We start from the raw sequence: 13,494 nt of genomic DNA, 5'->3' as shown, positions 1-13,494 counted from the left end.
CCCCGCCCGGATCGGGCCGCTCCTCAACCGCGCCAGCGCCCTTATCAGGGCAGTCCAGGCGCCTGTGGTTGCCGGCTGGCGCTCAGGCAGGAACGGCTCAGTGGCGCTCTTCCAGCCCGATGGATTCCCGCGCGGCCTTGATCGCGGCTCGCAGCTCCGGGTCCTCACGCGCCCCGGAGGCCATGAGCGCAACCAGCGCCGCGGCGATGGCGTTCAGCTTCTCCTGGGATGCTTCCTCGGCGCGACGGCCGGCGTTCTCGATGAGTACGACCAGCAGCAGGGTGAAGATGCTGGCAACCGTGTGGATGGCCGTCTGCCATTCCTTGAGATCAGCCCACAACGGCACGCTGACGCCCCAGCACAGCACGATTCCGGCGCATACGAAGAAGAAGGGGGCCTGACTCGCGCGCAGGTGGACCCATTCGACGAAACGTTCGAACGGCGAGCGGCGATGGCCGCTCGTTTCGGCTCTGGCAGGGTTCCGCTCCATCGCCGAAGCCTAGTTGGCCCACTGGCGGCAGGACAGATCCTGCCGCTGTGTACCGCGATGAGAACGTCGGCGAGCGCCTCCGTGACCAGCGTTTCCGTTGTGGCGGCGGTCCGATCGGCACGGGACTGCGGGTTCCAGTCATCTGGCCGGACCGCCACCCGGGCACTGCAAAGCCTCGGTGAGGTTCGGGTGGATGTCGAACATGCCGTCCAGCCCGGTGATCGTCAGCGGCCACAGCACCGGTCGGCTGTTGGCGACCAGACACAGCCCCGCTCCCGCCGCCACCGCGGCCTCCGCGGCCGTGACCATGACATTGAGCCCGGCAACTCCGAAGAAGCCCACGCCGGTGAGGTCGACGACCAGCGGTACGGAGGGGTGCCGCAGGTGGGCGCGGAGAGCATCCCGCAGCAGGGGGCCGCTGCACAGGTCCACCTCACCGCGTACCGCGAGCACGACGGTGCCGGGGAGGACCCGCTTGGCCGTGATGGTCAGGAGCTCCGCCTCCGCGCGCCGGCCCGGCGGAACATCGGCAGGGGGAAGGGCTGTGGACGGGAAGCCTTCGGTCATTGCGTCTTCTCCTCGATCGGGGCGCCGGCGCGTCAGGTCCGGTCTTTCGGTGCGCACGTCGGTGGCCCAGCCGAGCTTTCGCCGATCATGTGACAGATCGAGTTGATCGACCAGGTCACGTGGTGCGGGAACGACACCCGCACCAGCCCGGCCCAGAAGAACGCGGTCAGCGCACCCCACCAGGACCAGGAGGGAATCAACACGAAGATCTGCTCACCGACCGTCCGGCCAGGAATGATCAGCGGCTTCGTGCGAGACTGTCCTATCGGGACTTTGCAGAGGAGTGCGAGAGGAACGCTCACTGGCCAACGTGCAACATTGTCCTCAATGGACATATGTCGTGCGGCGCCGGATGGAGCGCTACACCATCTAGAGTACGAGCTCGCGTGGCCTCGGCAGCGCGAGACGGCGGATCAACGCCGTCACCACCGCGCCGAAGCCCAGCCACACGATCGCCGCGCAGCCGTAGTTGAGCAGAACCTGGAACTTGGCGTTGGTCGGCGTGAACAGGCCGTCGAATCCCAGCGACACCGCGGCGGCGAAGCCGCGCACGAACGACGCGACCCCGTTGGCGGGATTCGCCTCGCCCAGCACCATGACGATGTGCGCGGCGAGCACCGCCGCGAACAGGCCACAGACAGCCTGCACGACGGTGCAGGCGATCCGGACGGTGCGCGCCCGGCCGGATCGCGGGTTCGGGTACTGCTCTCGGTTCGTCATGATCCTGGTATCCCTTGTTGCGGGGGAAGCCCCGCGGCGCGCGGGCCGCCACCATCGCGACCGGGCTGGTGAGCGGGTCATCGGCTGGCCCGCCAGAAGCCGGACCTGCGGCTGCCACTGGTGACCGCGTAGTAGACCAGGAGCAGCACCGCGGCTCCCAGGATGGCGATGATCCAGGTGGAGAGGTCGAAGAACCCGCCGGTGGTGTCGATCTGGAACAGGGTGGAGGCTGCCCAGCCGCCGAGCACGATCCAGGCGATGCTCATACTCACGAGTACTCCCTAATGCGCCGGACCGCGGGAATTTCTGGTTCGCGGCCGGACAATCCACCGTGGACCCCGGTGGAGCTGCCCGGATGGGTGTACAGCGACCGCCGGCGAGAAGCTTCGGCTGGGATCGTTCGCGGGAACAGGCTCACCACCTCCTTGGCGCGTCTACGATTCGACGCGTGCGTCGCCAAGGTCCAGGGCGGTGCCCGAGCCACCTCGGTCCGCTCGCGTCGACATCCGCTGGCATCGACGGAGCGGCGGGTACCGGGTGGTGCGGCTCAGCGTAGACCTCCACCGGGCCACTGGACAGGGCTGATGCGCGACCGGTACCTGCTTGCCCCATCCGGCTGTCACACTGACCGGATGGCCTTCGGCTACGTCTTCGCCGTGCTGGCGGCCCTGGCGTCGGGTAGCGGCTCGATCCTGGAATCGATCGGAATCCGGCGTGCGGGCGTGTACGGCGGCACCTCCTTCGACCTGGGCGCCCTCCGGCGCCAGCCGGTCTATTTCCTCGGTCTCGGTGTGGACGTGCTGGGATTCCTGTGCGCCGCGGCGGCCCTGCATCGGCTGCCGCTGTTCCTGGTGCAGTCGCTGCTCGCGTTCAGCGTGGGCGTGACCGCCACCATCGCCGCGTTCATGGGCACCCGCATGGCCGCGTTCGGCTGGGCCGCACTGGGCATCGGCGCAACCGGCCTGATCCTGCTGGGGGTGTCGGCCGACCCGGCCCCGGCACGGGTCCTGCCGCCCGGCTGGCGCTGGATCCTGCTGGGCATGGTCCTGCCGGTGGCGGCGATCGCCTACTGGGCCAAGCGCCGCGACCGCGCCTGGACGGCGCCGGTGCTGGCACTCGGCGCCGGTCTGAGCTTCAGCGTCGTCGGCATCTCGGCCCGGACCCTGCACCTCCCGGACGCGGCCTGGCGGCTCGTCCTGGAGCCGTCGGCGCCGTCGATCGTCCTCAATGGACTTACCGCGGCGGTGGTGTTCGCCATGGCCCTGCAACAGGGCGGCCCGACCGCGGTCACCGCGGTCATGTTCACCACCAACACCACACTGTCCTCGCTCATCGGTTTGGCCTATCTGGACGACCGGGTGCGCGACGGCTTCACCGGCCCGGCGGTCGCGGGATTCGCCTTGGCCGTCGCCGGCGCGATCGGCACCGCCCACTACGCGTCGCTCGCAGGGCGAAGTGGGTCCTCGCCCCGCTCCGCCAGGTAGCGTGGCACGGCACGTCCCCAGAGACAGGAGGCGCGCCCGGCGGCGCGGCTGACCATCGCCGTGGCCTGGTGCTGCCGGCAACAGGGAAGGCGCCGGGCTGGAGGAACTGCAGCTCACCGTGGGGAGGGGCCCTGCCTGGCGGCGTTCGCGGCGGCGGTGTTCTCGTTCCCGCTTCAGGTCGGGGTGGTGCGACTCGGTTCGCTGGACCTCTACCGCGACCGGCCGGGCTGGTCGACCCGGTTCCAGCTGACCGACGCGCTGATGCTGGCCGATCTGGCCACCCACACCATCAGCGAGACGCTGCCCGGCCCGGATGATCTCTGGCTCGCCGATGACGAAGATGCCGGACCTCGGAGATCCGCTACGCGGTTTCTCGGACTCGTCAGCGCTTTAGCCGCGGGTCAGGCGAGTGGCGGCATGGTGGGTGGGGGACCGGGCGGAGTCGTTCGCAGTGAGCGGCCGTCCGCGCGGCCGGTCAGCCATGCCAGCAGATCGGCCGCGTCGCCGGAGACGGTGCACGATTCGCCGTTGCCGAAGCGGATTGTCCGGCCGGGCAGGTCAAGGGTGATCGCCGGTGCGTCCGGGCGCTGTTTCATCGAGTCGATGACCGAGGCGAGTTGGGTGCGCACGAAGTCGGCTGGCCAGTGTTCCGGCCGGTAGCTCGCCGCGAGGTCGACGTGGTGGTACTCGACCTCGCGGCGCATGCTCGGCACGACCCGCCGCACCGGTGACTCGCCGACTCCCAGCCATTCGCCGGGCGCGTCCCAGCGGTCAGGCGGGTGCTGGGCGACAGCGGGGAAGAACCGGTCGAACGCCTCGTTCACGTCGCGGCGGATCACCGAAGGTGGCCTGGTGGCGCCAGTTTCGATGTCCTGGGCCCGGCTTTGCTCGCTCTCGTACTGTCGCCCGACGACGCCGTCGCGGGCTGCGACGAGCAGTCCGGTGCGAGAGTCGGCCGAGCGGGCCAGATGGCTGAGGACATGTGCCCGCGTCCAGTCCGGCAGCCGTGACGGCGCGGTGATGTCGGTGTCGGTCAGCGTTTCGATCGTGCTGAGCAACCGCTCGACCCCGCCTCGGACGAGCAGTACCTGGTCACGAATCTCGTACTGCTCCATACCGGGGACCGTAGCCTATTACCGCGCCGGCCGCGTTTCGGCGGAAACGGCTCAGCGGTCGACCTCGCCACGGACGAACATCTCCACCGCAACGTGCGCCTCGGCATCGGAATACTGCACAGGCGGCGATTTCAGGAAATAGGCGGACGCTGACAACAGCGGCCCCGATACCCCGGTCGAGGGCTATCTGGCTCATCGTGACGTCCGGAGCGGCCGAGCCGTTGCCGAAGGGAGGCGACCGAGGGTGGTGGACCGATCTGCGCGACCTGGGCGATGGCGCCGATATCGATCCCCATCCCAGTGTTGTCGTGCAAAACGGCGGTGGTCGGCTTGGTCGGGTCCCTGTGCAGCGCTTCGCAGTGGCGGGTTCGATCTACCTGACGGTGATCCAGCAGGAAGCGGACCGCCAGTAGTCGCTCGGCGGGCGGGTCCCCGTGCGGTTGATGCCGTCGGTCAACGGGGCGAAGCGGCGGCGACCGGCGGGGCGGGTCTCGTCCCGCGGAACAAGCTGACGCTCGGCACGGTGCGGGCGAGACACTCTGAACCGCCCGGGTGCGTTTCCGGGCCGAGGTCTTCAAGTTTCGCCACATCTTCGCTACGGTGATCCTGGGAGCGCTCCCAAAACCATGAACGACCTGCCCGCGGAGCGACTCATCTCCATTCAGCGGCCCTGCCCACCTGCTGAACGCTCCCGAAGGACACGGCGGCGGGCTGAACGTCACCTGCACAAAGGAGTGCTGATGTCAGGAAGAATCGGAGAACGCCGCACCGCGCTCGCCGCGTTGGTCGCCGCGGGGTCCATCGCGTGCACGGTCCTGACGGCAGCGGCGGGCGGGCCGTGGGTGAGTGACGCGAACGCGGCGGCCGCGTTCACCTGCCGGGTCGACTACACGGCCAACGACTGGGGTAGTGGGTTCGGCGCCGGTGTGACCATCTCCAACCTCGGTTCATCGGCGGTCGACGGCTGGACGCTGACCTACACCTACACCGGCAATCAGACCCTTCAACACGGCTGGGGCGGCAACTGGTCCCAGTCGGGCACGAAGGTCACCGTCACCAACACGAGCTGGAACGGCACCATCCCGACAGGCGGCAATGTCAAGCCGGAGGCGACCTTCTCCTACAACGGCAGCAATGCCAAGCCAACGGACTTCGCCGTCAACGGTGCCGCATGCACCGGCACCGTTCCGCCGGTCGACGATCCCGCACCGGCGCTGCGCGTCTCCGGCAACAAGATCGTCACCGCGGACGACACGCCGTACCGGCTGCTGGGGGTGAGCCGCTCCAGCGGCGAGTTCGCCTGCGTGCAGGGCAAGGGCATGTGGGACGGCGGTCCGGTGGACCAGGCGTCGGTGAACGCGATGAAGACCTGGAACATCCACGCGGTGCGGGTCCCGTTGAACGAGGAGTGCTGGCTGGGCGTCAACGGCTCACCCGGCGGCGTCACCTACCAGCAGGCCGTCAAGGACTACGTGGACCTGCTGGTGAAGAACGGCATCAACGTGATCCTCGACCTGCACTGGACGTGGGGCGCCTACGCGAACGGGCCGGAGTGGCATTGCAAGGACGAGCACGCGGTGTGCCAGAAACCGATGCCGGACGCCCGATACGCCCCGCAGTTCTGGACCGGCGTCGCCACCGCGTTCAAGGGCAACAACGCCGTCGTCTTCGACCTGTTCAACGAGCCGTACCCGGAGATCGCCAGCGACTGGAACAAGACCCTCGGCTGGCAGTGCTGGCGGGATGGGGGCACCTGCACCGGCCTGCCCTACGAAACCGCCGGCATGCAGGACCTGGTCAACGCGGTGCGAGCCACCGGCGCGACCAACATGCTCATGCTGGGCGGCCTGGAGTGGGCCAACGACATGCGGGAGTGGCTGGCCCACAAGCCGGTCGACCCGTTGAACAACATCGCGGCGTCCTGGCACGCCTACAGCTTCAACGCCTGCGCCACCGAATCCTGCTGGGACAGCCAGATCGCCCCACTCGCCCAGCAGGTCCCGGTCGTAGTCGGTGAGTTCGGCCAGGACAACTGCGGCTTCGACTACATGCAGCGGTTGGTGGACTGGGCCGACGCGCACGACCTGGGTTACCTCGCGTGGACCTGGAACCCGTGGGGGTGCAGCACAGGTGCCGTGCTGATCAAGGACTGGAACGGCACACCCGAGCCCGGTGTCGGCGAGGGCTTCAAGGCCCACCTGCTCGGCCAGGACCCCTACGACAGTGCCCGCTGATCACTCCCGAGCACCAGGAGCAGCGGCTGCTGTGTTGTCCACTCCGACGGGCCGGGGTTCACCGTGCGGCGTCCACTTCGGACTGTAGTTCCCTGATGAACTCCGCTGCCGCCTGCTCGGGCGTGGTGCGTCCGAAGAGGACGTTCTCGGTGTGCCGCTTGATGATCGTTTCGATGGTGCTGGCCCCCTTCGGCGTCACCCGCGGCGGGTCGCTGACCGGGAGGGCGTCGAGGAAGTCGGCTGCGGCCTTGTCGGTTTCCTTGAGCAGGCCGTTGATCGTCCCCCGGATCTTCTGGTTGGCTGGCACGCCGCGTTCGGTTTGCAGGATCTTGGCCGCTTCCTCGTTGCTGGCGAGGAAGTTCACGAACGCGGCCGCTTCGGCGGGGTGCTGGGAACGGGACGAGACCGACCAGAACATCGACGGCTTGTAGTACGCGGCAGGCGCTTTGGCCTGAGCTTCGCCCGGCATCCTGAGCAGCTTCAGCTTCGAGCCGCTCGCTGTGGTCAGCGCGGTCAGCTGCGTGTTCCACCACATGCCGAACGTCGCGGTGTTGGTCGCGGTGGCGGACTGGTTCAGCCCGGCGGCGGCCTTCTCGACGCTCACCGGCGGTGGCGGCGACGTCCCGGCGTTGGCGTTGTCGCGCAGGTAGGTCCAGTAGTCCTGCAGGACCTTGGGCGGGATGGCGACCTTGCCCTGGTCGTCGAACACGGACGCGCCGGCCTGACGGGCCCAGATGTGCAGTCCGCCCGCGTCGTTGAAGCCCCCGGACTGGAGGCCCCACACGCTGCCGCCGCCTGCCTTGGAGACCTGCTCGCCCGCTTTGCGCAGGTCCTCCCAGGTCCACTTGGTGTCGTCGGGCAGCGCGACCCCGTACCGGGCCAGCAGGTCCGTGTTCGCCACGATCGAGTAAGCGGCCAGGCCGACCGGCAGCCCGTACTGCTTGCCGTCGATCGCGCCGGTGGCGAGCGCCTTGGCGTCGTAGCCTGCGGTGTCGAGGTGTTTGCGGGCCTCGTTGAAGTCCAGCAGCGCGCCGCGCTCGGCGTAGGAGGCGAGGTAGAGCTCGTCCATCTGGATGATGTCCGGCGCGTCGTTGGCCGCCACCGTGGTGGCGAGGCTGTCCCAGTACCCGTTCCACTCCTTGAACTCGCCACGCACGGTGATGTTCGGGTGCTGTTGCTGGAACAGGTCGATGACCTGCTGCGTCCGCTTGTGCCGGTCGTCCGAGCCCCACCAGGTGAAGCGGAGGGTCACCGGCTCGGCCGAGAGTTCCGCGTCGGCGCCGGATCCGGACGAGCAGGCCGCCGTCAGGGTCGCGGTCAGTGCCAGCAGCACCGGTAACACGGTGCGGCGGATCGCCTTGTTCAGCATGGGAAAGAGGCTCCTTTCCGGCTACTTGCCGCCGGTTGTGGTGATTCCCCTGACGAGGTAGCGCTGGCCGATCAGGAAAGCCAGGAAGATCGGGACCAGCGACACCACGTTCATCGCGAACATCGAGCCCCACGAGGTCGAGACGGTGGCGTCGACGAACGAGCGCAGTGCGACGGGCACGGTGTACATCTCCGGGTCCGTCAGGTAGATGAGCTGGCTGAAGAAGTCGTTCCACGTCCAGATGAAGGTGAAGATCGTGGTGGTGGCCAGCGCTGGTTTCATCAGCGGCAGGATGATCCGCAGGAAGATCCGGGGATGGCCGCAGCCGTCGATGCGGGCCGCCTCGTCCAGTTCCCGCGGCAGGCCGCGGATGAACTGCACCATCAGGAAGATGAAGAACGCGTCCGTGGCGAGGAACTTCGGCACGATCAGCGGCAGCACCGTGTTCACCCAGTCCAGCTGGGAGAACAGGATGTACTGCGGCACGATGATCACGTGGATCGGCAGCATGATCGTGCCGAGCATGATCCCGAACCACCACCGCTTGCCGCTGAATTCCAGCCGGGCGAAGGCGTAGGCGGCCATGGAGCACGACACCAGGTTGCCGATGATGCAGCCCAGCACCACGATCGTGGAGTTGACCAGGTAGGTCCCGAACGCCGGGGTCAGCGCGTTCCAGCCGCCCGCGTAGTTCTCGGTGCGCAGCGATTCCAGCAGCAGGCCGGGACTGCGGAAGATCTCGTCGTCGGGCCGCAGGGAGCTGACGACCATCCACAGCACCGGGTACAGCATCACGAACCCGAGCAGCACCAGGCCGGCGTGCTTGGCGAACGCGGACAGCCGCCCGCGGTACCGGATCGGGTGCGGCAGCTCAGTCGTCATAGAACACCCAGTACTTCGCGGCCCAGAAGTTGATGGCGGTGAACGCGCCGATGATCAGCAGCAGGAACCACGCCAGCGCGGCGGCGTAGCCCATGTCGAACCGGCTGAAACCCTGCTGGTACAGGTAAAGCGTGTAGAACATGGTGGAGTCCGACGGCCCGCCGGTGCCGTTGGAGACCACGAACGCCTGGGTGAACGACTGGAAGGCGTGGATGATCTGCAGCACCAGGTTGAAGAAGATGATCGGCGACAGCAGCGGCAGGGTGATGTGCCGGAAACGGGACCACCCGCGCACCCCGTCGATCGCGGCGGCCTCGTAGTACACGCCAGGGATCTGGCGCAACCCGGCCAGGAAGATGATCATCGGCGCGCCGAACGTCCACACGTTGAGCACGATGAGCGTCGACAACGCCGTGTCCGGGTCGGAGATCCAGCCCTTGCCCTCGATGCCGAAGAACCCGAGCACCCGGTTCACCAGGCCGTCCGCGCCGAAGATCTGGGTCCACAGCACGGCGATCGCGACGCTCGACCCGAGCAGCGACGGCAGGTAGAACGCCGAGCGGTAGAACGCCAGTCCGCGCAACCCGCGGTCGAGCAGCATCGCGACACCCAGCGCGAACGCCAGTTGCAGCGGTACCGAAACCAGCACGTAGGTGAAGGTCACGCCGAGTGCGTTGTGCAGCCGTTCGTCGCTGAAGACGCGGGTGAAGTTGTCCAGCCCGATGAACTCCGGTGGCTGGATCAGGTTGTATTCGGTGAAGCCGAGGCCGAACGAGGCCGCGACCGGGCCGAGGGTGATGATCACCAGTCCGGCGAACCAGGGCAGCAGGAACCAGAAGGCGGCTTTGTTGTCACGCTTGCGGTCCGTGGTGCTGTCCCGCCGCAGCCGGCGGAGCTCGTCGAGGGCGCTCATGTCACCCGCACTAGGGCGGCGAGTTGCCCTGCGGACGAACGGCCGATCGAAGAAACCATGATCACAACTCCGTGAACCGGGAACTTCGGGAAAGCGCTTTCCAGCCTGACATCGACGTTACATCCCCGTCAAGTCGCTGGGTCAGACGCGGTGACGGGTGAAGCGCTGGTTGGGATTTCCGGTGTAGGTCCACTGGGAGATGCGGCCGCCGTCGGTGGTGGAGTATTCCCAGACGTCCATGGCCAGGCCGGATTCCCGGTTGACGAGGCTGATCACGTCACCGCCGTGGTCGACCACGCGCCACTGCTGGCCGGCGGCGCTGGTTTCGGCCTGCTGGATGACGTCCGCGCCGGTCGTGGTGCCCGTTGGCTGGAGGAACAGGCCACTGTGCCGGGCTTTGACGCGGACGTGGCTGTCACCGGTGTCGATGAATTCGAACTGCTGGTGAGGACCGCTGTTGGTGGTCCGCTGGACGAGCCGTGCGCCGGCGGCGGTGGAGGCGTCGGCGATCTCGGCGGCTTTGCCGCTGTGCTGGGCCACCAGGGTGCAGGGGCCGGGACCGCCGGGCGAGTTGCCCAGCTGGGCTTCCCACTTGGTGTTGGGCCCGGCCGCGTCGGCGGGGAGGCGGTCTCGTGCGGCGGTGTCGTCGTACATGGTCCAGCGGGCCCAGTCGACCACGGTGTTCGGGAAGCGGTTGTCGCTCCAGAAGCTGGTGTGGCTGCCGCCGACGAAGGTGAGGAACGCCTTGGGCCAGGTCATCTCCGTGTACGCCTGCCGGGCCGAGGAGTACTGCGTGGTCGAGTCCTTGTCGCCGTGGACGAACAGGACCTTGGCCGATACCGATGCGGCGGGGTTGCCCATGTCCTGGCAGGACTGTGGGTTGGCGGAGATGATCCGGCTGTCCGGCCAGGAGGTCAGCAGGCCGTGGGTGATCATGCCGCCGAGGGAGTGACCCGAGACGCCGACGCCGAGGCCGGTGTTGATGTGCCCGGTCAGCGGTCCGCTCGCGTTGAGCGCGAGGGTGTTGGTGAGGATCTGCGAGACGTCCTTGGCGGTGTTGCCGTTGTTGACGTCGGGGAAGCTGTGGTTGAAGTGCGGGGCGGGGACGATGAAGCCCGCGGCGGCCAGGGCCCGGATGATGAACAGCGAGTTCTGCGGGCTGCTTCCGAAGCCGTGGGTGAAGTTGTAGACGGGGAAGACGCCATTGGCGACCGGGGCGTTGGTCATCGGGTTGCCGCCGGGGGTGCCGGTGGCGGGGTAGTAGACGTAGGTGGTGCACGGCCGGCTGCCGCGGGTCCAGTCGTACCGGCGCACGCCGACCGCGAACGGTGTGGCCGGTGCCGTGCCCAGCGGCCCGGCGGCGAGTACCTGCCCCGTGCCGAGCAGGGACAGGCCCGCGGCCGCCGCTCCGGCCGCGCTCAGGCCGAGGAAGGTTCGTCGTTGCATGGTCATGGATGACTCCTTGGGTGTGGTGCGGTGCGGGGTGGGCAGCTCGCGGCAAGTGCCTGTTACGCGGCGGCACCGGCATCGAGGTAGTCGATGTTGGGCAGACCGGCCGCCGTGGTCGGCTCCAGCCGGATGGTGTTGCCGCCGGTGTTCAGCGCGACGGTGACGGTTTTGGTCGACCAGGTCGTCCAGGAACCGGTGGACTCGAAGGAAACCGTCCCGACCGTGACCCCGTTGACGACCAGGTTCGCCGGTCGCGCACCACCGTCGCCGGCGCCGTTGGCGAACCGGATCCCCAGCGTCGCTGTGCCCGCTGTCGTCGGGGTGACGGTGAACTGGGCGTAGGCGCCCACGGCGTTGTTGCCGTTGCAGAACCCGCTGCCGGAAAAGCCGGCTTGGTTCGAGTCGATCGTGCCCTGGCATACCGCCGGTGCGGTCTCCGCCTCGTAACGCTGGCCCGTCGGCGGTTCGCCGCTGTCGGAGGTCTTGACGAGTGAGAGTTGGTCGACGGTGACGCCGCCCGAACCGGATGCCCGCACGGTGACGGTGGCGGCCCCGCCGGGTAGCTCGATGCCGGTGAGTTCGCGCTTGGTCCAGCCGCTCGACGACGGGATGCCCAGGGTGCGCTGACTGCCGTTCGCGCCGGTGAGCACGACCTGTCCGGCACTGCCCCGCGCGTGCGAGGACAGCGTGTAGGTGCCTGCGGGCACCGACCCGATCCGCTGCTCGACGCCGCCGCTGTTGCTCACCTGGAGGGCGAAGCGAGATCCGTTCACACCACCGTTGACGTTGGTCACCGAACCGCCGAGGTTCTTCCATCCCCGTACATTGGAGACGATGACGCGGTCGGCCTGGATGTCCGGGTTGAGGAGGTAGTTGTTCGCCGGCCCGACGCGCCACTCGCCGGTCGTGACGTTGAACTGCCACTGGCTCACCGAGTGGAACTGCGGCCGCGCGCCGCTCTTGGTGATCGGCACCCACTGGTTGTAGCCGATACCGTTCCAGGCGAAGTCGGCCCAGCGGTCGCCGGCGTAGATCACCGTGTTCTGCTTGGTGCCCTTGACCGTCACGAAGAACCCGGTCTGGGTCACGTGGCTGTAGTCCATTTCGGTACCGGGAAGAACGAACTCACCAGTGTAGGCACCCTGGATGTTGGTGCTGGTCGACTCATTGACGTAGTTGACCGAGGTGTTCCAGCCGTGCAGGTCCGATGCCGCGTGGTAGTACTTGCCGTCGAGCTTGAACATGGCGTTGCCCTCGCGGCCGTCGCCGCGGCGGATTTCCACGCCTGGTTCGATCCGCAGCGAGTCGGACTCCCGGAACTTGGCCACGAAACCGCGCGAACGTCCTTCGCGGTTGGAGAAGATCAGGTAGTCCTTCCCGTCCTCGTCGGTGAAGACCGTCTGGTCTCCCGTGCCGGTCGTCGGCGAGTTGGTGATCTGGGTCTGGAAGTAGCCGTAGTCGAAGGTGTCGGTCGGCGAGTCGCCCTGGAGCAGCAGAATTCCATGCCCGCCTCCGACATAGGCCTGCACGGCGAGCACGTACTTGCCGGTGTTCTCGTTGTACGAGACCCCCAGCCGACCGACCCAGCCCGCCTGACCGAGGGTGGCGCCGTTCTGGATCCCGGTCGAGCGCGTCGCGACGCGGTTCTCGAACTTCCAGTTCACCAGGTCCTTGGATGAGTACACGGGGATCGAGACGAAAGAGACCTGGTTGTCGTATTTCTGTGTCGGGTTGGCCCGATAGCTCTCGGCGCCGACGTAGTGCACGCCGTACCAGTAGTAGGTGTCGCCGAACTTGAAGACCCCGCCGCCCTGCGAGTAAATGGGGTTGCCGCTGGTGTCGTTCCAGAAGGTGTTGTTGGTGATGGTCTGGAACGTGCCCTCGTCAGCGGCTTTCAGCCCGTCAGCGGCGGTCATCAGTGCCGTTTTCGCGGCGGCGACCTCCGACGTGGTGGCCGACGTGTTGCCTGCGACATCGGCTGCGGTGGTCAGTGCCTTGGCGAAGGGCGCCCAGGAGTCAGCCGTGTACTTCGCCGGATCGCGGGTCTGGTAGTCGGACACCAGGAACTCGAGGCCGCGTTCCAGCACCGGTTCGGCGGCGGCGCCCTGGTCCTGGAGCTGGGATGCCGGGGTCTCCGCCGCGGTGCTCGTCGCGGGCGGTACGGCCAACGCTACGGACAACAATGCGGTGGCGGCCAACTTCCGGTACCGGATCAGATTGCCCGAGCTCTTGTTCAGGGCGGCACGAGTGACGAACTTCGTGGTTCTCACA

The 13,494-nt window shown here is 67.7% G+C and carries 13 protein-coding genes and 1 pseudogene; 3 read left to right on the top strand and 11 right to left on the bottom strand.

Annotated features, from left to right (window positions below):
* Window positions 1–97: 97 nt before the first annotated feature.
* The 5 genes and pseudogenes from YIM_RS32555 to YIM_RS32535 all read right to left on the bottom strand — a co-directional run bounded on the left by YIM_RS32555 (window position 98) and on the right by YIM_RS32535 (window position 2,043).
* Window positions 98–490 carry a low affinity iron permease family protein gene (locus YIM_RS32555; protein WP_153033962.1) on the bottom strand — a complete coding sequence of 131 codons (393 nt, stop codon included), beginning with the start codon at window positions 488–490 and terminating at the stop codon, window positions 98–100.
* 138 nt (window positions 491–628) lie between these two features.
* Window positions 629–1,057: an STAS domain-containing protein gene (locus tag YIM_RS32550; protein ID WP_153033961.1), complete on the bottom strand. Its 429-nt coding sequence runs from the start codon at window positions 1,055–1,057 to the stop codon at window positions 629–631.
* A 77-nt stretch (window positions 1,058–1,134) separates the two neighbouring features.
* A pseudogene (locus YIM_RS32545) lies at window positions 1,135–1,248 on the bottom strand (acyl-CoA desaturase); the annotation flags it as partial.
* Window positions 1,249–1,426: 178 nt separating this feature from the next.
* Window positions 1,427–1,777: a hypothetical protein gene (locus YIM_RS32540; protein ID WP_153033960.1), complete on the bottom strand. Its 351-nt coding sequence runs from the start codon at window positions 1,775–1,777 to the stop codon at window positions 1,427–1,429.
* Window positions 1,778–1,854: 77 nt separating this feature from the next.
* Window positions 1,855–2,043: a GlsB/YeaQ/YmgE family stress response membrane protein gene (locus tag YIM_RS32535; protein ID WP_228005046.1), complete on the bottom strand. Its 189-nt coding sequence runs from the start codon at window positions 2,041–2,043 to the stop codon at window positions 1,855–1,857.
* A gap of 366 nt (window positions 2,044–2,409) precedes the next feature.
* Here YIM_RS32535 and YIM_RS32530 point away from each other — a divergent pair, with 366 nt between their 5' ends.
* On the top strand, window positions 2,410–3,261 hold the full coding sequence (locus YIM_RS32530; protein ID WP_153033958.1) for a hypothetical protein: 852 nt from the start codon (window positions 2,410–2,412) through the stop codon (window positions 3,259–3,261).
* A 401-nt stretch (window positions 3,262–3,662) separates the two neighbouring features.
* Here YIM_RS32530 and YIM_RS32525 read toward each other — a convergent pair whose 3' ends face one another.
* Window positions 3,663–4,376: a maleylpyruvate isomerase family mycothiol-dependent enzyme gene (locus tag YIM_RS32525; protein WP_153033957.1), complete on the bottom strand. Its 714-nt coding sequence runs from the start codon at window positions 4,374–4,376 to the stop codon at window positions 3,663–3,665.
* Between the two features lie 197 nt (window positions 4,377–4,573).
* Here YIM_RS32525 and YIM_RS48705 point away from each other — a divergent pair, with 197 nt between their 5' ends.
* Together YIM_RS48705 and YIM_RS32515 are read left to right on the top strand one after the other, a co-directional pair.
* Entirely contained in the window at window positions 4,574–4,789 is a 216-nt protein-coding gene (locus tag YIM_RS48705; protein ID WP_194239827.1) for a hypothetical protein, read from the top strand.
* A 327-nt stretch (window positions 4,790–5,116) separates the two neighbouring features.
* Window positions 5,117–6,610 carry a cellulase family glycosylhydrolase gene (locus tag YIM_RS32515; protein WP_153033956.1) on the top strand — a complete coding sequence of 498 codons (1,494 nt, stop codon included), beginning with the start codon at window positions 5,117–5,119 and terminating at the stop codon, window positions 6,608–6,610.
* 58 nt (window positions 6,611–6,668) lie between these two features.
* Here YIM_RS32515 and YIM_RS32510 read toward each other — a convergent pair whose 3' ends face one another.
* The 5 genes from YIM_RS32510 to YIM_RS32490 all read right to left on the bottom strand — a co-directional run bounded on the left by YIM_RS32510 (window position 6,669) and on the right by YIM_RS32490 (window position 13,493).
* Window positions 6,669–7,979: an ABC transporter substrate-binding protein gene (locus YIM_RS32510; RefSeq protein WP_153033955.1), complete on the bottom strand. Its 1,311-nt coding sequence runs from the start codon at window positions 7,977–7,979 to the stop codon at window positions 6,669–6,671.
* A gap of 21 nt (window positions 7,980–8,000) precedes the next feature.
* Entirely contained in the window at window positions 8,001–8,861 is an 861-nt protein-coding gene (locus YIM_RS32505) for a carbohydrate ABC transporter permease (protein WP_153033954.1), read from the bottom strand.
* Window positions 8,851–9,774, bottom strand: a complete 924-nt coding sequence (locus tag YIM_RS32500) for a carbohydrate ABC transporter permease (protein WP_153033953.1) — start codon at window positions 9,772–9,774, stop codon at window positions 8,851–8,853. The genes YIM_RS32505 and YIM_RS32500 overlap by 11 nt, the downstream gene beginning before the upstream one ends.
* Window positions 9,775–9,915: 141 nt before the next feature.
* The gene (locus YIM_RS32495) at window positions 9,916–11,226 is read right to left on the bottom strand and encodes an RICIN domain-containing protein (RefSeq protein WP_153033952.1); all 1,311 of its coding nucleotides are present in this window, start codon (window positions 11,224–11,226) and stop codon (window positions 9,916–9,918) included.
* A 56-nt stretch (window positions 11,227–11,282) separates the two neighbouring features.
* Complete coding sequence (locus YIM_RS32490; RefSeq protein WP_228004147.1) at window positions 11,283–13,493, bottom strand: family 43 glycosylhydrolase; 2,211 nt, start codon at window positions 13,491–13,493, stop codon at window positions 11,283–11,285.
* Window position 13,494 lies beyond the last annotated feature (1 nt).

It is taken from the genome of Amycolatopsis sp. YIM 10 (assembly GCF_009429145.1).
In the GTDB taxonomy this organism is placed as follows: domain Bacteria; phylum Actinomycetota; class Actinomycetes; order Mycobacteriales; family Pseudonocardiaceae; genus Amycolatopsis.
This window is presented reverse-complemented; position numbering and strand designations above follow the sequence as displayed.